The organism is Streptomyces sp. PH10-H1 (assembly GCF_030063355.1).
Lineage (GTDB): Bacteria > Actinomycetota > Actinomycetes > Streptomycetales > Streptomycetaceae > Actinacidiphila.
In genome coordinates this window covers 135744-156474 of record NZ_JASISZ010000005.1, presented here as the reverse complement: position 1 = coordinate 156474, position 20731 = coordinate 135744, and the positions used below count along the sequence as shown (strand labels likewise).

Annotated in this window: 13 protein-coding genes and 1 pseudogene; 12 read left to right on the top strand and 2 right to left on the bottom strand. The window is 69.8% G+C overall.

What is annotated here, in order from left to right; translation table 11 throughout:
• The first annotated feature begins 183 nt into the window (after positions 1-183).
• On the top strand, positions 184-1317 hold the full coding sequence (locus tag QMK24_RS05565) for an aromatic ring-hydroxylating oxygenase subunit alpha (RefSeq protein ID WP_283464001.1): 1134 nt from the start codon (positions 184-186) through the stop codon (positions 1315-1317).
• A gap of 70 nt (positions 1318-1387) precedes the next feature.
• Here QMK24_RS05565 and QMK24_RS05560 read toward each other — a convergent pair whose 3' ends face one another.
• A complete protein-coding gene (locus QMK24_RS05560) occupies positions 1388-2185 on the bottom strand; it encodes an IclR family transcriptional regulator (protein ID WP_283464000.1) in 798 nt (265 codons plus the stop codon).
• 169 nt (positions 2186-2354) lie between these two features.
• On the opposite strand from QMK24_RS05560, the gene betA reads away from it, so the two are divergent.
• Positions 2355-4049, top strand: a complete 1695-nt coding sequence (gene betA, locus QMK24_RS05555) for a choline dehydrogenase (protein WP_283463999.1) — start codon at positions 2355-2357, stop codon at positions 4047-4049.
• 18 nt (positions 4050-4067) lie between these two features.
• Complete coding sequence (locus tag QMK24_RS05550) at positions 4068-4943, top strand: methylenetetrahydrofolate reductase (RefSeq protein WP_283463998.1); 876 nt, start codon at positions 4068-4070, stop codon at positions 4941-4943.
• A 53-nt stretch (positions 4944-4996) separates the two neighbouring features.
• Here QMK24_RS05550 and purU read toward each other — a convergent pair whose 3' ends face one another.
• Positions 4997-5869, bottom strand: coding sequence for a formyltetrahydrofolate deformylase (purU, locus tag QMK24_RS05545; RefSeq protein ID WP_283463997.1), 873 nt, complete (start codon positions 5867-5869; stop codon positions 4997-4999).
• Between the two features lie 220 nt (positions 5870-6089).
• Here purU and QMK24_RS05540 point away from each other — a divergent pair, with 220 nt between their 5' ends.
• The 9 genes and pseudogenes from QMK24_RS05540 to QMK24_RS05500 all read left to right on the top strand — a co-directional run bounded on the left by QMK24_RS05540 (position 6090) and on the right by QMK24_RS05500 (position 20731).
• On the top strand, positions 6090-7559 hold the full coding sequence (locus QMK24_RS05540; protein ID WP_283463996.1) for an aldehyde dehydrogenase family protein: 1470 nt from the start codon (positions 6090-6092) through the stop codon (positions 7557-7559).
• 134 nt (positions 7560-7693) lie between these two features.
• Positions 7694-8755: a quaternary amine ABC transporter ATP-binding protein gene (locus QMK24_RS05535; RefSeq protein WP_283464067.1), complete on the top strand. Its 1062-nt coding sequence runs from the start codon at positions 7694-7696 to the stop codon at positions 8753-8755.
• A complete protein-coding gene (locus tag QMK24_RS05530; RefSeq protein WP_283463995.1) occupies positions 8755-10740 on the top strand; it encodes an ABC transporter permease in 1986 nt (661 codons plus the stop codon). The genes QMK24_RS05535 and QMK24_RS05530 overlap by 1 nt, the downstream gene beginning before the upstream one ends.
• Before the next feature lie 69 nt (positions 10741-10809).
• A complete protein-coding gene (locus QMK24_RS05525; RefSeq protein WP_283464066.1) occupies positions 10810-11757 on the top strand; it encodes an ABC transporter substrate-binding protein in 948 nt (315 codons plus the stop codon).
• Positions 11758-11964: 207 nt separating this feature from the next.
• Positions 11965-14412 carry a GcvT family protein gene (locus tag QMK24_RS05520; protein WP_283463994.1) on the top strand — a complete coding sequence of 816 codons (2448 nt, stop codon included), beginning with the start codon at positions 11965-11967 and terminating at the stop codon, positions 14410-14412.
• A gap of 141 nt (positions 14413-14553) precedes the next feature.
• On the top strand, positions 14554-15786 hold the full coding sequence (locus QMK24_RS05515) for a sarcosine oxidase subunit beta family protein (protein ID WP_283463993.1): 1233 nt from the start codon (positions 14554-14556) through the stop codon (positions 15784-15786).
• A gap of 11 nt (positions 15787-15797) precedes the next feature.
• Positions 15798-18907: pseudogene (locus QMK24_RS05510) on the top strand (sarcosine oxidase subunit delta family protein).
• Positions 18900-19517 (top strand): sarcosine oxidase subunit gamma, encoded by a 618-nt coding sequence (locus QMK24_RS05505; protein WP_283463992.1) that lies wholly within the window; start codon positions 18900-18902, stop codon positions 19515-19517. The pseudogene QMK24_RS05510 and the gene QMK24_RS05505 overlap by 8 nt, the downstream one beginning before the upstream one ends.
• A 197-nt stretch (positions 19518-19714) precedes the next feature.
• Positions 19715-20731 (top strand): RNA polymerase sigma factor, encoded by a 1017-nt coding sequence (locus QMK24_RS05500; RefSeq protein ID WP_283463991.1) that lies wholly within the window; start codon positions 19715-19717, stop codon positions 20729-20731.

Here is a 20731-nt window from a genome sequence, read left to right as displayed (position 1 = left end):
CTGTTGCGTATTCCACGCCGAGTTGCTTATTGCACAACGCCGCACAACGCCGCACAACGCCGCACAACGCCGCACAGCGCCGTACAACGCCGCGCACCGCACACCGCACAGCGCCGTTCCGGGACTGCGCTTCCACCGGCGCGTGACGATCCGATCGACGACGTTTTCCGCGAGGAGTGCACTGTGACAACGACCAGCCTGCCGGAGAGCCTGATCGCCACCCTTCCCGGTGACTACTACACCGACCCGGAGATCTTCCGCCTGGAGCAGGAGCGCATCTTCGAGGAGATGTGGTTCTGCGTGGCACGCTCCTCCGAGCTGGGCAAGCCGGGCGGGTACCGGACCGTGGACGTGGGGCGTGAGAGCATCCTGGTGACCCGTGCGCGCGACAACTCGGTCCGCGCCTTCTTCAACGTCTGCCGGCACCGCGGCGCGAAGCTGTGCACGCAGGAGGCCGGAGAGGTCAAGCGGGCGTTCCAGTGCCCGTACCACGCGTGGACGTACGACCTCGAGGGCAAGCTCGTCGCGGCGCCCAACCTGACGAAGATGCCGGACATCGACCGTACCGAGTACGGCCTGGTGAACGTGCACGTGCGGGAGTGGCTCGGCTACGTCTGGATCTGCCTCGCGGACGCCCCGCCCTCCTTCGAGGAGCAGGTCGTCGGCGCCGTCGTGGCACGTCTCGGCGACGTGGCGGCGATCGACCGGTACGGCATCGCCGACCTCGAGGTCGGGAAGCGGATCGTCTACGACGTCAAGGCGAACTGGAAGCTGATCATCGAGAACTTCATGGAGTGCTACCACTGCGCCACCATCCATCCCGAACTCACCGAGGTGCTGCCCGAGTTCGCCGACGGGTACGCCGCGCAGTACTTCGTCGGCCATGGCGCCGAATTCGGTGCGGACATCAAGGGGTTCACCGTCGACGGCTCCGAGGGGCTGGACCGCATCCCCACGGTCTCCGAGGAGCAGGACCGCCGGTACTACGCGATCACCGTCAGGCCGCAGGTGTTCATCAACCTCCTGCCGGACCACGTGATCCTCCACCGGATGTACCCCGTAGCGGCCGACCGCACCATCGTCGAATGCGACTGGCTGTACCTCAAGGGCGTGGTGGAGAGCGGCAAGGACGTCAGTCGCTCCGTCGAACTCTTCGACCGGGTCAACCGGCAGGATTTCGACGCGTGCGAGCGCTGTCAGCCGGCGATGAGCTCGCGCCTGTACGCCAAGGGCGGAGTCCTCGTGCCGAGCGAGCGCCACATCGGTGAGTTCCACGACTGGATCCATGACCGTCTGGGCACCCGGCAGTCGCGGTAGTCCCGGCCCGGGCAGCCACGCTCCCCGCGGTCAATGGGGCCCCGTCCTCCGACCCCGGTCCTCCGACGGCTCAGCCCAGGTAGCCCATGCGGTGGCTGATCTCTTCCGCGCCCTCGATCAGCAGCGGCGCCAGTTCGTGCATGCGCTCTTCGGTGAACCGGTACCCCGGGCCCGATGCGCTGATGGCGGCGATGACTTCGCCGTCCTTCGAGCGGATCGGCGCGGCCATCGCGTTTAGGCCGATCTCGAACTCCTCGAGAGTGATGGAATATCCGCGCTCCCGGGCCTCGGCGAGGCTCTTTTCGAGCCGCACCTTCGAGGTCAGGGTGTGCGATGTCAAGCGTTCCAAGCCGGCCTCCGCGAGGAGTTCGGCGCGGCGTTTCGCGCTGAGCTGAGCCAGCAGGATCTTGCCGCTGGAGGTGGCGTGCAGCGGCGTCAGCTGCCCGACCCAGTTGTGCGCGGTGACCGCGGACGGGCCGCGCACCTGTTCCAGGTTGATCGCGTAATGGGACTCCATGACCGCGAGATTGATGGTTTCCCCCATGTCCTGGGCGAGTCGCTCGGCCACCGCGCGGCTCTGTTTGGTGATGTCTATGGTGCCGGTGACTGCCCCGGCCAGGCGCACGATCCCGAAGCCGAGGCGGTACTTGCCGCGCTCACCTGCCTGCTCGACGAGCCCGCGTGCCTCCAGAGCGCCGAGGAGCCGGAACGCGGTCGACTTATGGACGTCGATCTCCGCGGCGACCTCGCTGACGCCCGCCTCGCCGCGCTGGGCCAGGATCTCCAGGACGCTGACGGCGCGGTCGACGGACTGCACCCCGCCCGCGGGGGCGCCTGCGGATTCGGTGCCGATGTTGTCGTTGCTCATAGCGGAACTATAAGTGCTGTCACCAACACGGGGTGCGAAACGCGGCGTCCAGAGCTTCGGAAGTTGCGTGGTCCGCAACCTAGCGCGCATAGCGATACTCGTATTAGCGTGGCGGCGTATCGAAGGCCCGGGGCCCCCGGCCGAAGGTTGCGGGAGAGACGAGGCAGCAATGGTGCCCAAGCAATACGACTTCGTCATCGTCGGCGGCGGCTCGGCCGGCAGTGCGCTGGCCAACCGGCTGTCCGCGGATCCGGGCAACCGCGTGCTGGTGCTGGAAGCCGGCCGGCCGGATTACCTGTGGGACGTCTTCATCCACATGCCCGCGGCGCTGACGTTCCCCATCGGCAGCCGCTTCTACGACTGGAAGTACGAGTCCGAGCCCGAGCCGCACATGCGGGGGCGGCGCATCTACCACGCCCGCGGCAAGGTGTTGGGCGGGTCCAGCAGCATCAACGGAATGATCTTCCAGCGCGGCAACCCCCTGGACTACGAGCGCTGGGGGGCCGACCCCGGGATGGAGACCTGGGACTACGCGCACTGCCTGCCGTACTTCAACCGGATGGAGAACTGCCTCGCGTCCGACTCCGAGGACGAGTTCCGCGGCCGTTCGGGACCCCTGGTGCTGGAGCGCGGCCCGGCATCCAGTCCGCTGTTCCCCGCCTTCCTGGAAGCGGTGCAAGAGGCGGGCTACCCCCTGACCGACGACGTCAACGGCTACCGGCAGGAGGGTTTCGCGTCCTTCGACCGCAATGTCCATCGCGGACGGCGGTTGTCCGCCGCGCGCGCCTACCTGCACCCGGTCAAGAAGCGGCCCAACCTCGAGGTGCGGACGCGCGCCCTGGTGACCCGGGTCCTGTTCGAGGGCAAGCGCGCGGTCGGTGTCGAGTACCAGCGCGGCCGCGGCGCGCCCCGGCAGGTGCGCGCCGGCGAGGTCATCCTGTGCGGCGGTGCGATCAACTCCCCGCAGCTGCTCCAGTTGTCGGGAGTCGGCAACGCCGAGGAGCTGCGGGCGCTGGACATCGACGTCGTGCACCATCTGCCGGGTGTGGGGGAGAACCTCCAGGACCACCTGGAGGTGTACGTCCAGTACGCCTGCAAGCAGCCGGTCTCGATGCAGCCGTACCTGAAGTGGCGGCACCGGCCGTGGATCGGGCTCCAGTGGCTGTTCCGCAAGGGCCCCGGGGCGACCAACCACTTCGAGGCCGGCGGTTTCGCCCGCAGCAACGAGGATGTCGAGTACCCCAACCTGATGTTCCACTTCCTGCCCATCGCGGTCCGCTACGACGGGTCCGCGCCGTCCGGCGGGCACGGATACCAGGTGCACGTCGGGCCGATGTACTCCGACGCCATCGGCTCGGTGAAGATCAAGAGCAAGGATCCGCGCGTCCACCCGGCTCTGCGGTTCAACTACCTGTCCACCGACCAGGACCGCCGTGAGTGGGTCGAGGCGGTCCGCACCGCGCGCCACATCCTCGGCCGGCCCGCGATGAGCCCCTTCAACGCGGGGGAGACCTCGCCGGGACCGGGCGTTGAGACGGACGAGGAGATCCTCGACTGGGTGGCGAAGGAGGGCGAGACCGCCCTGCACCCGTCGTGCACCTGCAAGATGGGCACCGACGAGATGTCCGTGGTCGACCCGGCGGACATGCGGGTCCACGGCCTGGAGGGACTGCGGGTCGTGGACGCGTCGGTGATGCCGTACGTCACCAACGGCAACATCTACGCGCCGGTGATGATGGTCGCCGAGAAGGCCGCCGACCTCATCCTGGGCAAAGACCCGCTGCCACCGTCGAAGGCTGAGTTCTACCGGCACCACCGCCCCCGCCGCGACGCCGGGCAGGGGCAGCGCCCCGGGCCCGCCTGAGAAGGCGGGAGCCCGATCATGCGGCGTACGCCGTTTCCCCCGCGATCCGTGCAGGTCTCCCGCCCCGGGGGCCTGCCGGAGCTGTTGCGCACGGTCCGCTATGAGGTACTGCCGACGAAGGCGACCGAGGACAAGGTCCTGGAGTGGGTCGGCACGGACGTGACGGTCACCGTCACCGCGTCACCGGCCAAGGGCCTCGCCCCGACGCTGGACCTGGCGACGCGCCTGGCCGCGCAGGGTTACCGGGTCGTCCCGCACGTGCCCGCCCGGATGCTGGTGGACGACGTGCACCTGACGGACATCGTCGACCGGCTGCTGGCGGCCGGCATCGACGACGTGTTCGTGCCGGCCGGCGACGCGGATCCGCCCGCCGGTCCGTACGACGCGGCCCTGCCCGTACTGCGGCGGCTCAGGGAGCTCGGCAGCCCGTTCGCACACGTCGGCATCACCGGTTACCCGGAGAGCCATCCCCTCATCGATGACGATGTCACCGTCCAGTCGATGTGGGACAAGCGCGGTCATGCGACGTACATCGTCAGCAACCTGTGCTTCGATCCCGAGGTGCTGGGCCGGTGGGTCCGGCGGGTGCGCCGCAGGGAGATCACGCTGCCGGTCCACGTGGGCGTGGCCGGGCCCGTGGAACGGGCCAAGCTGCTGTCGATGGCAACGAAGATCGGGGTGGGGGAATCGGCGAAGTTCCTGACCCGGCACCCCTCGTGGTTCCTTCGTTTCGCGGCGCCGGGCGGATACTCGCCCCACCGGCTGCTGACGAAGAGCGCCGCCGCACTCACCTCGCCCACCTCGGCGGTGGCGGGCCTGCACCTCTTCACCTTCAACCAGATCGCCGAGACCGAGCGCTGGCGCCGGAGGATGCTCGAACGGCTCGCCGCCTAGGACAGGTCCTGGGGGACGCCCCACCGGGGGCGTCCCCTGGACGGAGGGGCAGGTCAGCGGAAGACGACGGTGCGGTAGCCGTTGACCATGACCCGGCTCTCGGTGTGCCACTCAACGGCGCGGGCCAGGACCTGCGCCTCGACGTCCCGGCCGACGGTGACCAGCTCATCGGGGTCGCGTGAGTGGTCCACGCGGACGACGTCCTGCTCGATGATCGGGCCCTCGTCGAGGTCGGAGGTGACGTAATGCGCTGTGGCCCCGACGAGCTTGACGCCGCGCACGTGTGCCTGGACGTAGGGCCCTGCGCCCTTGAAGCTCGGCAGGAAGGAATGGTGGATGTTGATGGCGCGGCCTTCGAGCTGCTTGCACAGGTCGTCCGAGAGGATCTGCATGTAGCGGGCGAGCACCACGAGGTCGACGCCGAGGGCGTCGACGAGCTCCAGCAGACGCGACTCCGCGTCGGTCTTCGTCTGCGCCGTCACGGGGATGTGGTGGAAGGGGATGCCGTAACTCTCCGCCAGCGGCCTGAAGTCGGGGTGGTTGGAGACGATCGCCGGGATCTCGATGTTGAGCGCTCCGGTGCGCATGCGGAACAGCAGGTCGTTGAGGCAGTGGCCGAACTTCGACACCATGATCAGTGTGCGGGTCGGCGTCGACGCGTCGTGCAGTTTCCAGGAGATCTGGTATGCCTCGGCCACGGGGCCGAAGCCGTACCGCAGCTCCTCCAGCCCGGTGTTCGGATCCGACACATCGAAGTGCACCCTCATGAAGAATCGGTCCTGCAGCCGGTCGTCGAACTGCTGGCTCTCCAGGATGTTGCCCGAGTGCTGGACGAGGAAGCCGCTCACGGCGTGGACCAGGCCGGCCCGGTCGGGACACGAGAGGGTGAGAACGAACTCGCGGCCGGCTTGCGGTCGAGGAGACATGCGCATCCTCCGTTGGTGCGTATTACACAACAGGATGATTGATACGCAACATAGTCCGCTCGCTGCGGCAGTGGGTCAAGGCTGTTCGCGCAACTGCCAGGCCCGGCGAACCCGCCCGCACAACCCCTTGACGTACGCCACCTGGTGCACGATCGTGTTCCCCCTCGGGCAATGCAATGCGTAATACGCAACAATGTCTCCCGTATGAAGGGCTCCCCGCGTGGCAGACCTCTATCTCGACGGCATGTGGCGCGAAGCGGTGGCGGCCGGCCACCGGGACATCCGCTGCCCCGCCGACGGCACTCTCGTCGCAACAGTGTCCGAAGGGACGCGACCCGATACCGAAGCCGCGATCGCCGCGGCGCGGCGCGCCTTCGACGAGGGCTCTTGGCCGCGGACACCGGAGCGGGAGCGCGGCGCGCTGCTGCTCCGCGCCGCTGGCGTCATCGAGCGCGACGCAAAGGAGTTCGCCCGCGCTGAATCGCTCGACACGGGCAAACGCCTGGTGGAGAGCGAGTACGACATCGCCGACATCGTGGCGTGCTTCCGGTACTTCGGCGGGATTGCCGGCACCAGCGCCGGCCGAGTCATCGACACCGGGCGCGACGACGCGATCAGCCGGGTGGTCTACGAGCCGGTCGGTGTGTGCGGGCTCATCACGCCCTGGAACTATCCGCTCCTGCAGGCGGCGTGGAAGGTCGCGCCGGCCCTGCTGGCGGGCAACACGGTGGTCCTCAAGCCCAGTGAGCTCACCCCGTCGACGGCGGTCCTGCTCATGCGGGCGCTGGAGGAGGCCGGCCTGCCGGCCGGCGCCGCGAACCTCGTCCTCGGGACCGGCGCCGAGGTCGGTGCGCCGCTCGCGGAGCATCCCGCCGTCGACATGGTCTCGTTCACTGGCGGGCTCGAGACGGGCAAGCGGATCATGGCGACGGCCGCCGGAACGGTGAAGAAGGTCGCCCTGGAACTGGGCGGCAAGAACCCCAACGTCGTCTTCGCCGACGCCGACTTCGAAGCGGCGGTCGACTTCGCCCTGACGGCCGTCTTCCTCCATTCCGGCCAGGTCTGCTCGGCCGGTACGCGTCTGATCGTCGAGGACTCGCTGCACGACGCCTTCGTGGACGAGGTGGTGCGGCGCGCCGGACGCATCCGGCTGGGCGGCCCCTTCGACCCCGACGCCGAGACCGGGCCGCTGATCTCCGCACAGCACCGGTCGAAGGTCGAGAGCTACGTCGCGGCGGGCCTCGCGGAGGGCGCCGTGCTGCGCTGCGGCGGCCACCGCCCCGACGATCCGTCACTCGCGGGCGGCTTCTACTACCTGCCGACCGTGCTCGACGAGTGCCGCCAGGACATGCGCGTGGTGCACGAGGAGTCGTTCGGCCCGGTGCTCACCGTCGAGCGGTTCACCGACGAGGACGATGCCGTGCGGATCGCCAATGACACGGAGTACGGACTCGCGGGAGCGGTGTGGACCCAGGACGCGGGCAGGGCCCAGCGCGTCGCCCGGCGGCTGCGGCACGGCACTGTTTGGATCAACGACTACCACCCCTACGTGCCGCAGGCGGAGTGGGGCGGCTTCGGGCATTCGGGCGTCGGCCGGGAACTGGGTCCGACCGGTCTGGAGGAGTACCGCGAACCCAAGCACATCTGGCAGAACATCCAACCCCGGCCGCAGCACTGGTTCCGCGGCTGAGCGCTCTGCCACTGCTGAGCGCGGCCGTGCCATCCGAAGAGAGGTCGATAGTGCCCGCAGGTACCGAGAAGACCCAGGTCGGCCTGGCCGGAGGGCCGGTCGCCGTCACAGCAGGGACCGATACACCGGCACAGCTGCCGCCACAGCGGGGCGTATCCGGGGGCACGACTCCGGTCATCTCCGTACACCGGCTGTGGAAGGTCTTCGGGCCGAAGGCCGCGACGGTGCCGGAATCGCCGGAGCTGTGCGGTCTTTCCCGCCGCGAACTCATGGAGCGGACCGGTTGCACCGCGGCCGTCCGGGACGTGAGCTTCGATGTGTCGCCCGGCGAGGTGTTCGTCGTCATGGGCCTGTCCGGCTCGGGGAAGTCGACGCTGGTGCGATGTCTTACCCGGCTGATCGAGCCGACCGCCGGCGAAGTGCTCTTCGAGGGCGAGGACATCCGCGGCGCCGACGAGAAGCGGCTGCGCGAGCTGCGGCGGCACAAGTTCTCGATGGTCTTCCAGCACTTCGGGCTGCTGCCGCACCGCCGAGTGCTGGACAACGTGGGGTACGGCCTGGAGATCCGCGGCATGGGCAGGGCCGAGCGCAACCGGCGGGCGATGGACGTCATCGAGCTGGTCGGTCTCGCCGGATGGGAGCACCATTACCCCGACCAGCTGTCCGGCGGCATGCAGCAACGCGTGGGGCTCGCCCGCGCCCTCGCCGGCGAGCCGGACGTTCTCTTCTTCGATGAGCCGTTCTCCGCGCTCGACCCGCTCATCCGCCGGGACATGCAGAACGAGGTGATCCGGCTGCACCGGGAGGTCGGCAAGACGATGGTGTTCGTCACCCACGACCTCTCCGAGGCACTCAAACTCGGCGACCGCATTCTGATCATGCGCGACGGCCGTACGGTGCAGTGCGGTACGGGCGACGAGCTGGTCGGCGCGCCGGCGGACGACTACGTACGGGAGTTCGTCCGCGATGTGCCGCGCGCGCAAGTCCTTACGCTGCGCTGGATCATGCGCCCGGTGCGGCCGGACGACGCTCTCGACGGGCCCGAGCTCGGCCCGGACGTCGTGGTCCAGGAGGCCACGCGCGCGGTGCTCGCCGCGGACAAGCCCGTGAAGGTGGTTGCGGACGGACGGCTGCTGGGCATCGTCGGCGACGAGGAGATCCTCGCGGTGATCGCCGGTACTGAGGGTGGTGCTTGATGGCGGTCCTCGCCGAGCCGGCCGTGCGACTCGCGCCGGCGCGCAGCACCCGCCGGTTTGTCGTGGCCGCGATCCTCACCGGCTGGGTCGTCCTGTGGTTCCTGCTGCGCGGCCATCAGACGCTCGCGCTCGGGACGGCCGACCTGACCTCGCTGCACCGGAAGTTCAACGAGATCAACGACGCCATCGGCGCCAGCCGCAACAGCAGCCCGGTCTTCCGCTATTTCTTCAACGAGATCCGGCTGGTCATCGACAACCTGGTCACCTTCATCCAGGCGCTGATCTCCCAGCCCTCGTTCGGCCGGCCCGTCCCCGCGGTCGGCTGGCTGGGCGTTGTCGCCATCGCCGGCTATGTCTCACTGGCCTTCGGCAACCTGCGCGTAGCGGCGCTGGCCGTCGCGGGGTTCGTCTTCCTCGGTTTGCAGGGACTGTGGCAGGAGAGCATGGACACCCTGGCGCTGACCGTGGCCGCGGTCCTGGTCTCCCTCCTCTTCGGCATCCCGCTCGGGGTGTGGGCAGGGTTGTCCGACCGGGCGAACCGGGTCGTCACGCCGGTGCTCGACTTCATGCAGACGATGCCGACGTTCGTGTACCTGGCCCCGTTGACACTGTTCTTCCTCATCGGTCCGGCGTCCGCCACGATCGCCACGCTGATCTACGCGACACCCCCCGCGGTGCGCCTCACCGCGCACGCCATCCGGTCGGTGCCGCGGACCACGGTGGAGGCGGCCGAGTCCCTCGGCTCGACCCGGCTTCAGACGCTCACCAAGGTCCTGCTGCCGATGTCGAAGCGCACGATCGTGCTGGGCGTGAACCAGACCATCATGGCCGCGCTGTCCATGGTCACGATCGCCGCGCTCATCGACGCGCCGGGCCTCGGCAAGACGGTGGTCAAGGCACTCGAGACGCTCGACGTGGGTGTGGCGTTCAACGCCGGTCTCGCCATCGTCGTCATGGCCATCGTGCTGGACCGCGTGACGACTGCGGCGAGCGAGCGCGTGGAGGTGGCCAGGCGCGGCAACGGCCGTCGGCCCCGAGCGCGTCGCCCGTTGCTCATCGGCGGTGGCGTGCTCGCCGTCGTATGCGTCTGGCTGTCGCACACCTATGTATGGGCGGCGGAGTTCCCCGCCGACCCCGGTGTGGGCAGCGCGATCGCCCGTTCGGCGGACAGCGTGACGAACTGGGCGCAGGGCAGCTTCGCGGGAGTGACGAACGGTCTGCGCGATGTCGTCACCACGGCGCTGCTCAACCCCTTCGAGGAATTGCTGACCGGCTCCCCGTGGTGGCTGGTCGGCGCGGTCGTGATCGCCCTCGGCGCCGTGCTGGGCGGGTGGCGTGCGGGCGCCACGGCGACGGTGTGCGTGGCCGCGATCGTCGCGTCGGGCCTGTGGCAGGACAGCATGACCACGCTGGCTTCGACCGTGGTGGCCGCGCTGATCGTGATGTCCCTCGGCATCGTGGTGGGTGTCTGGATGGGCCGGAGCGCGATGGCCGACCGGCTGATCCGGCCCGCCCTCGACGCGGGTCAGACGATGCCGTCGTTCGTCTATCTCGTGCCGTTCCTGGCGCTGTTCGGCGCCAGCCGGTTCACGGCGATCGTCGCCGCGATCGTCTTCGCCGCACCCGTGACGATAAAGATCATCGCGGACGGGGTGCGCGCGGTGCCACCGACCACGGTTGAGGCGGCGACTGCGGCCGGCTCGAGCACCTGGCAGATCATCACCAAGGTGCAGCTGCCGATGTCGCGCCGGGCGCTCACTCTCGCGACGAACCAGGGACTGATCTACGTACTGTCGATGGTCGTCGTCGGCGGGCTGGTCGGGGCGGGTGCCCTCGGCTACGACGTCGTCGCCGGTTTCTCACAGGGCCAGTTGTACGGCAAGGGCCTGGCGGCGGGCCTTGCGATCGTGCTGCTCGGCGTCATGTTCGACCGGATCACTCAAGCAGCGGCACACCGGGCCGGAAGAGCGCCCGGCGGGCGCTGAGGCAGAAGGGCAGGACACGTGTTGGAGAACGTCATCACAGCGCATCCGCTGAAGCGGCGGCGCCTCGGCATGGTGGGGTTGGCAGCGCTGGCTCTCGTACTCAGCGGTTGCGGTGGCGCGAAAGTCGGTGGCTCGGGCTCGGACCCGGCCGGCGGCAGCGCCGGGAAATGCGGCCCGTTCAATCTCGCGGTCAACCCATGGGTCGGTTACGAGGCCAACGCGGCCGTCATCGCGTACGTGGCCCAGAAGGACCTCGGCTGCAAGGTGACGAAGAAGGACCTCAAGGAAGAGGTCGCGTGGCAGGGATTCGGCACGGGCGAGGTGGACGCGGTTGTCGAGAACTGGGGTCACGACGATCTGCGGAAGAAGTACATCGATCAGCAGAAGACGGCCGTCGCCGTCGGTGAGACGGGCAACAAGGGCGTCATCGGCTGGTACGTACCGCCGTGGATGGCGGCGAAGTACCCGGACATCACCGACTGGAAGAACCTCAACAAGTACGCCGACATGTTCAAGACGTCCGAGTCCGGCGGCAAGGGCCAACTGCTGGACGGAGATCCGTCGTTCGTCACCAACGACGGCGCCCTGGTGAAGAATCTGCACCTCGACTACAAGGTGGTGTACGCCGGCAGCGAGGCGGCGCTCATCCAGGCATTCCGTCAGGCCGAAGCGAAGAAGACGCCGGTCATCGGCTACTTCTACGAACCGCAGTGGCTGTTCTCGGAGATCAGGCTCGTCAAGGTGGGCCTGCCGGCGTACAAACCGGGCTGCGACGCCGACCCGGAGAAGGTCGCCTGCGACTACCCCCCGTACCCCCTTGACAAGATCGTCAGCAAGAAGTTCGCCGACTCCGGCAGCCCCGCCTACAAGCTCGTCAAGAACTTCACGTGGACGAACACCGACCAGAACCTCGTGGCGCAGTACATCGCGCAGGACAAGATGTCGCCCGAGGACGCCGCGAAGAAGTGGGTCGAGCGCCACCGCGACACGGTGAACGCCTGGCTCGGGAAGGGCTGAGCCGGCAGATCCGACAGAAGGATCCGTGCCCGGCGGGCTGCCGCGACAGCCCGCCGGGCACGGCTGTTTCCGGGCCTGTGCGCATCGCGTTGCCCGGCCCGAACGCACCCCTTGACACCGCACTTGGTGACCGGCAATGTGAGTTGCGCAACCTGAAGCATGTTGCGCTGACAGCAACTGGACTGCTCCTAAACTGGAGGTGCGACGATGGCGGGTCCGCGCGTGGTCATCATCGGGGCGGGCGTCGTGGGAGCGGCGCTGGCCGACGAACTGTCCTCCCGGGGCTGGACCGAGGTGACGGTCGTCGACCAGGGCCCGCTGCCCGCCACCGGCGGGTCGTCGTCCCACGCCCCGGGCCTGGTCTTCCAGACGAACCCTTCGAAGACCATGACCGAGATGGCCCGCTACACCGTCGAGAAGCTCTGCTCCCTCGACGTCGACGGGCAGCCCTGCTTCCTGCAGGTGGGCGGCCTCGAAGTCGCCACCACCGCGGAGCGCCTCATCGAGCTCCGGCGCCGGCACGGATGGATCACCGCCTGGGGCATCGAGTCCCGGCTGCTGGGCCCGGACGAGTGCGTCGAGCTGCACCCGCTGGTGAACCGAGAGCGGGTACTCGGCGGGCTCCTGGTCCCCACCGACGGCCTGGCCAAGTCGGTGCTCGCGGTAGAGGCACAGCTCCGTCGGGCCGAGGCGCGCGGCGCGCGCCTGCTCGCCCGTCATGAGGTCCTCGACATCCGCACCGACGGCGACCGCGTCAGCGCGGTCGTCACCGACCAGGGCGAGATCCTCGCGGACATCGTCGTGTGCTGCGCCGGCATCTGGGGCCCGAAGGTCGCCCGCATGGTGGGGATGAACCTTCCGCTGACGCCCCTGGCGCACCAGCTGGCATGGACCGGCCCGGTGCCCGCACTCGCCGGGCAGACCCAGGAAGCGGTCCGCCCGATCCTGCGGCACCAGGACGCCGACCTCTACTACCGCGACAGCTACGACCGGCTCGGCATCGGCTACTACGGCCACCGGCCCATGCCGGTCTCCGCCGACGACATCGCCCCGGTGGACTCCACGGAGCGGATGCCTTCGGTCCTGCGGTTCACCGAGGACGACTTCGCCGACGCGTGGACCGAGACCCGCTCGCTGCTGCCGGCGACACGGGAGGCCAAGGTCGAGGAGGGCATCAACGGGCTCTTCTCGTTCACCACCGACGGGATGCCACTGCTCGGTGAATCACCCGATGTGAAGGGATTCTGGGTGGCCGAGGCGGTGTGGGTCACTCACTCCGCGGGCGTCGGCCGTGCCATGGCCGAATGGCTCGTCGACGGCCACTGCTCCTCCTTCGACCTGCACGAGTGCGACGTCAACCGCTTCGAGCCGCACCAGCTCGCCCCCGCCTACGTGCTGGCGCGCGACTGCCAGAACTTCACCGAGGTCTACGACATCCTGCACCCGCTCCAGCCGGCGGGCGCTCCGCGGCCGCTGCGCACCAGTCCCTTCCACACCCGCGAGCGGGAACTCGGCGCGGTCTTCCTGGAGGCGTCCGGCTGGGAGCGGCCCCAGTGGTACGCCGCCAACGAATCCCTCCTGGCCGGACGGGACATCACCGTCCCCAACGACTGGGCCGCGCGCTACTGGTCGCCCATTGTCGGCGCAGAGGCCCAGGCCACCCGCGAGACCGTCGCCATGTACGACATGACGGCGCTCAAGCGGCTCGAGGTCACCGGCCGCGGCGCCGCGGCGTTCCTCCAGCGACTGACCACCGGGAACGTCGACAAGTCGGTCGGCTCGGTGACGTACACCCTGATGCTGGACACGGACGGCGGGATCCGCAGCGACATCACGGTGGCCCGGCTCGGACGGGACCGGTTCCAGGTCGGCGCCAACGGCAACCTGGACCTCGACTGGTTCACCCGGCACCTCCCAGCGGTGGCTGGGGGAGCGGATGTCGCCGTACGCGACATCACCGCCGGCACCTGCTGCATCGGCCTCTGGGGCCCGAAGGCGCGCGATGTCCTCCAGCCGCTGGCCGACGAGGACTTCTCCAACGACGGCCTGCGCTACTTCCGCGCCAAGCGCGCGCACATCGGCGCCGTCCCGGTCACCGCGATGCGCCTGAGCTACGTCGGCGAACTCGGCTGGGAGCTGTACACCACCGCCGACATGGGGCAGAAGCTGTGGGACACCCTCTGGGAGGCCGCGCGGCCGCACGGCGGCATCGCGGCCGGGAGGGGCGCCTTCAACAGCCTCCGCCTGGAGAAGGGATACCGCTCCTTCGGCACCGACATGACCTACGAACACGACCCGTACGAGGCCGGAGTCGGCTTCGCCGTGAAGATGGACAAGGGCGACTTCATTGGACGGGCGGCGCTGGAGCGGCGCGCGGGCTCGGTACGCCGCCGCCTCAGCTGCCTGACGATCGAGGACCCGGCCGCTGTGGTGATGGGCAAGGAGCCCGTCTACGACGGCGCGGCCTGCGTCGGCTACGTCACCAGCGCTGCCTACGGCTACACGATCGGCAAGGGCATCGCCTACGCCTGGCTGCCCGCCGAACTCGCCACCCCCGGGCGCGAGCTGGACATCGGCTACTTCGACCGGCGCGTCACCGCGGTCGTGGCAGAAGAGCCGCTGTTCGACCCCGCCATGTCGCGGCTTCGTGGCTAGGAGCCCAGCTGGGTTGTGGGCAGGCGTTCCGCACGGCGGAACGGATGGGCACAGCCCGGCCACCGGCCCGCAGCCGCGACTGAACGCCCGCACGAACCGCAGGAGAGGAGCAACGACGTGAGCGCACAGAGGAGACGCGCGATGAGCCCCCGCACCCCTGGCACCGATCTGCCCGAGCACCCCGACTGGCTGTGGCGCACGCCCGACCCCAAGCGGTCGTACGACGTGGTCATCGTCGGCGGCGGCGGACACGGCCTCGCCACCGCCCACTATCTCGCGAAGAACCATGGCATCACCAACGTCGCGGTTCTCGAACGGGGCTGGCTCGCGGGCGGCAACATGGCCCGCAACACCACCATCATCCGCTCCAACTACCTCTGGGACGAGAGCTCCGCGATCTACGAGCACGCGCTCAAGCTGTGGGAAGGGCTGGAGGACGACCTCGACTACCCCATCCTGTTCTCCCAGCGAGGCGTGCTGAACCTCGCCCACAGCCTCCAGGACGTACGCGACAGCGTGCGGCGCGTGCACGCCAACCGGCTCAACGGCGTGGACGCCGAATGGCTCGACCCCCAGCAGGTCAAGGACGTCTGCCCGATCGTCAACATCTCGCCGGACGTGCGGTATCCCGTCATGGGGGCGACGTACCAGCCGCGAGCCGGGATCGCCAAGCATGATCACGTCGCCTGGGGCCTGGCCCGCGCCGCGGACGCCGCCGGTATCGACCTCATCCAGAACTGCGAGGTCACCGGCATCGATGTGCGGGGCGGCCGGGTGACCGGTGTGCAGACCTCGCTGGGTCCGATCGCGGCGGGCAAGGTGGCGCTGTGCGCGGCCGGCCATTCATCGGTGCTCGCCTCCATGGTCGGACTGGAGCTGCCCATCGAGAGCCATCCGCTGCAGGCCCTGGTCTCCGAGCTGCTGGAGCCGGTGCACCCCACCGTCGTGATGTCGAACGCGGTGCACGTGTACGTCAGCCAGGCACACAAGGGCGAGCTGGTGATGGGCGCGGGGATCGACGCGTACAACTCCTATACGCAGCGCGGCGCGTTCCACATCATCGAACGCCAGATGGCCGCCGCCCTTGAACTCTTCCCGGTCTTCGCCCGCGCCCATGTGCTCCGGACCTGGGGCGGAATCGTCGACGTCAGCCCCGACGCCTCACCGATCGTCGGGCTCACGCCCGTGGATCAGCTCTACGTCAACTGCGGCTGGGGTACGGGCGGTTTCAAGGCCACGCCGGGAGTCGGCTGGGCCTTCGCGCACACCATCGCCCACGACGAGCCCCATCCGCTCAACGCCCCCTTCACACTCGAACGCTTCACCACCGGCGCGCTCGTCGACGAGCACGGCGCGGCCGCGGTGGCCCACTGAGGAGCCCGACGATGCTGCTCATCCCATGCCCCTGGTGCGGGCCTCGCGACGAGGCCGAGTTCCACTACGGCGGTCAGGCGCACGTGCCGTACCCCGAGGATCCGGCGGCCCTCTCCGACGAGGACTGGGCGCGCTATCTGTTCCTGCGCGACAACCCCAAGGGACCGTTCCCCGAGCGGTGGAACCACGCGGCCGGCTGCCGGCGCTGGTTCAACGCCGTCCGGAACACGGCGACCAACGAGATCCTTGCCGTCTACCGGGTCGGCGAACCAAGGCCGGTGATCGCATGACCCCACAACCGTTCCGACTGCCCCAAGGGGGCCGGATCGCGCGTGACGAGCCGCTGAACTTCCGCTTCGACGGCGTCGTGTACCAGGGCTACCGGGGCGACACCCTCGCCTCCGCACTGCTGGCGGGCGGCGTCCATCAGACGGGCACCAGCATCAAACTCGGCCGCCCGCGCGGCATCTTCTCGGCCGGCGGCGAAGAACCCAACGCCGTCGTGCAGATCGAGGCGCCGTTCCCCGAACCGATGCTTCCGGCGACGACCGTCGAACTGTACGACGGGCTCGCCGCGAGCGGCCTGCCAGGACAGGGGCGGCTCGCCACCGAACCGGACCCCGCCCGCTACGACGCCGTGAACGCTCACTGCGACCTGTTGGTCGTGGGCGCCGGACCGGCCGGTCTCGCCGCGGCCGCGGCCGCCGCCCGCAGTGGGGCACGGGTGATCCTCGCCGACGAGCAGCCCGAACTCGGCGGGAGCCTGCTCTCCACGAATGAGCTGCCCGGCTGGGTTGCCACGGTCGGCGACCGGCTCGACGCGGCGCCCGACGTGCGCGTGCTGCGCCGCACCACGGTCTTCGGCTACTACGACGACAATTACGTGCTCGCCGTCGAACGCCGGACCAATCACCTCGGCGACCGGGCCCCCGCGCATGTCTCCCGCGAGCGCGTCTGGCGGATCCGGTCCCGGCGGGTCGTCGTGGCCACCGGCGCCCACGAACGCTCGCTGGCATTCGCCGACAACGACCGTCCCGGTGTCATGCTCTCCGGCGCCGCCCGTAGTTACGTCAACCGGTACGGCGTCGCCCCGGGCCGCCACGCGGTCGTCTTCACCACGAACGACAGCGCGTACGCCACCGCACTCGACCTGGCGGCGGCGGGCGTCGGTATCGCCGCCGTCGTCGACGCCCGGCCGGAGCCGGGGGAGTGGGCGCGCCGCGCCGTGCTCGCCGGCATCACGGTGCTCGCCGGACATGTGGTGACCGGCACCGCGGGCGTACCGCGGGTCTCATCGGTGACCGTGGCTCCGGTCTGCGAGGGCTCGGCGTCCCGTGAGATCGCCGCCGACCTGCTGCTGGTCTCCGGCGGCTGGAACCCCGTCGTCCATCTGTTCAGCCAGGCGGGCGGGCGGCTGCGCTACGACGCCGGGCTCGGCTCGTTCGTGCCGGACGGCTGCCGCCAGGCGGTCGAGGCCGCAGGATCCGCCCGTGGCGTGTTCGACCTGTCCGGGTGCCTGGCCGGCGGCGCGGCCGCGGGATCCCGGGCGGTCGGGGCCGAGGGCTTCACCGCCCCGAGCCCCGTCCCGCTCCCGGTGGCCGTCGAAGAACCCCGGTCACCCGCGACGCACCTGTGGGTCGTCCCCGGCCCCGACCCCGCCGACCGTTCCACGCACTTCGTCGACCTCCAGCGCGACGTCACCGTCGAGGACCTGGCCCGCGCCACCGGTGCGGGCATGCGCTCCGTGGAACACCTCAAGCGCTACACCACCGCCGGCACGGCCAACGACCAGGGCAAGACCTCCGGCGTGCTCGCCGGCGGTGTCATCGCCCACCTGCTCGGCGTCGACGTCGCCGAACTCGGGACGACGACCTTCCGCGCCCCGTACGCGCCCGTCGGCTTCGCCACGCTCGCCGGACGCGACCGCGGTGTCCTGCACGACCCGGTACGCGTGACCGCACTGCACGGCTGGCATGTCGCGCACGGCGCCCTGTTGGAGAATGTCGGGCAGTGGAAGCGGCCCTGGTACTACCCGCGGGACGGTGAGGACAGGGAAGCGGCGGTGCTGCGCGAGTGCCGCGCCGCCCGCGAGGGCGTCGCCTTCATGGACGCCTCCACGCTCGGCAAGATCGACGTACAAGGCCCGGACGCCGGTGTCTTCCTCGACCGGCTCTACACCAACATGATGAGCACCCTGAAGGTCGGCATGATCCGCTACGGGGTGATGTGCCGCCCCGACGGCATGGTCTTCGACGACGGCACCGCCATCAGACTTGCCGACGACCGCTTCCTCGTCACGACCACGACGGGCAACGCCGCCGCCGTACTGGACTGGATGGAGGAGTGGCTGCAGACGGAGTGGCCGGAGCTGCGCGTGCACTGCACCTCGGTCACCGAGCAGTGGGCCACCGTCGCGCTGGTCGGGCCCCGCTCCCGCGAGGTGCTGGGCGGTCTCGCCCCGCACCTCGCTGTGGACTCGGAGAACTTCCCCTTCATGGCCTGGCGCGATACGGACGTCGCCGGAATCCCGGCCCGGGTCTGCCGGATCAGCTTCTCCGGCGAGCTGGCATACGAGATCAACGTGCTGCCGTGGAAGGCACCGGCGCTGTGGAACGCGCTGTACGAGGCGGGCCGCCCGCTCGGCATCACGCCGTACGGCACCGAGACGATGCACGTCCTGCGGGCCGAGAAGGGCTATCCGATCGTCGGCCAGGACACCGACGGCACCGTGACACCGCAGGACCTCGGCATGAGCTGGGTGGTGTCGAAGAAGAAGGCCGACTTCATCGGCAAGCGCTCCCACGCCCGGCCCGAGAGCCGACGGCCCGACCGCAAGCAGCTCGTCGCTCTGCTCCCGGACGACCCCGGCACCCTGCTGCCCGAAGGCGCCCACCTGATCGCCGACGGCCGGCTTCCCGAGCCGCCCGTGCCGATGCTGGGGCATGTCACCTCGAGCTACCGCAGTGCGGCGCTCGGACGGACCTTCGCCCTCGCCCTCATCCGAGGCGGCCAGAACCGCATCGGCCAGCGACTGTACGCCCCATTGGGGGACGAGTTGATCCCGGTGACGGTCGCAAGTCCTGTTCTCTACGACCCCGAGGGGGCACGCCGCGATGGCTGAAACCGCTACCCGTACCAGCCCGTTGGCCCACACCGGCCGACGATTCGCAGCCGCCACCCGCGCATCCGGTGGTGCCGTGCGACTGGCTGAACTCCCGTTCCTCGCCCAGATCACTGTGCGCCTCGACCCCAAGGGCCCGGCGGCCGGCGCTGTCGGGCTCGCCCTGGGCATCGCACTGCCGCTGGAGCCGAACACCGCCGTGCGCGGCGGCGAACTGGCAGTGCTGTGGCTCGGTCCCGACGAGTGGCTGCTCGTGGGCCCGGCCGGGACGCAAGCCGGCCTCCAGTCACGGCTCCGCGCGGCGATCGGCGACGAGCACGCCGCCGTCGTCGACGTTTCGGCCCAGCGCACGACGCTGCTCGTCGCCGGACCATCAGCCCGCGACCTGCTGTCCCACGGCTGTTCCCTCGACCTGCACCCGCGGTCCTTCAGCGCGGGCCGGTGCGCACAGACCACCCTGGCCCGCGCCCAGGTGGTCCTGGTGCCGCGGGACGAACACAGGCCGGGCTTCTGGGTGCTCGTACGCTCCTCGTTCGCCGGCTACCTGGCCGACTGGCTTCTCGACGCCGCATCGGAGTACATCAGCGCGCCCCTGTCGCAGCCGACGTGACCGAGCGGGGAGGGGACCGTACACATAGCGGCCGGGACCCCGGCCGGATTCGTCGGGGCTTCCCCCTCCCCATCCGGTGTACCGGGCGGTAATGTCTGCTCCCGCCAGGGACCCGTTGGATTTCCGCCACGTATCAGGCAATCAAGCAGGGTATGTCGGGCCCCGGGTTTTGATCTTGAGATCGCGAAGGGGTCCTCATGGCGACGGAGACGCATCCCGTGCGTTCGGGCCGGCCGGACGGTGGATCGGACGAGCGATGGCAGCGGATGTGGAGTCATCGGGAGCAGCTGCTGAAAGTGGCGCGGCGGCGATCCATGAGTGTCGAGGACGCCGAGGATGCCGTGCATGAGGCGATGCTGCGCGCCGTGGAGAGCCCGCATGTCGAGGACGAGCGGCTGGGGGCGTGGCTGACGACGGTGACCATGCGGCTGTGTGTCGACCGGTATCGGCAGGTCAACCGGGAGGCCGAAGTACGCAGCCGTTCGGCGCTCTTCGGGCCCGGACCGGTGCCCGTCGAGGAAGCGGTGTGTGACCGGGCGGAGGCGCAGTGGCTTGCGTCGCGGAGTGTGGAGCTGCCGGCCCGGCAGGCCGAGGCGCTGCGGCTCAAGTCGGAGGATCTGGACGTCGGGCAGGTCGCACGGACGATGGGCCTGAGTTACGAGGCGGTCGAGTCGCTGCTGGCGAGGGCGCGGCGGACGCTTCGCAACTCGCTGGCCGGGACGCTGGCTGCCGGTCTGTGGCTGTGCGGGCGCGGCCGGCTTCGCGGAGGCGGGGGCGGGGGCGGGAGCACTCAGGCGGCGGCCTGGGTGTCCACAGCGGCGACGCTGGTCATCGTGGGACTCGCCCTTCCCGCCTCGCACGACGTGGACAGGTCCCGCCTCCCGCAGTCCTCCGCGTCCCAGGCGGTCGGTTCGCCCGCCGCCGTCCACGACAGCCGGCGAGCTCCGTCGTCGCCCGTTCCGGCCGCCGCACCGCGGCAGCCCCACGGCCTCGGTCTCCCGGGCGGGGGACAGCCGTCTGCGGGCCTGCTGCCGGCGTTGCCGCAGGTGTCGGTCCCGGCGCCGGCTGTACCGTCCGCCCCGGCGGTTCCCCCGGTGCCGTCGGTACCTGCCGTTCCGCCGGTCTCCGCCCCGGCTGTCGTCGTACCGGTCGATGACCTGCCCGGCGGCCTCCTGCCGCCCGGCGTCACCGGCGTGCGGCTGCCTCAGCACTGA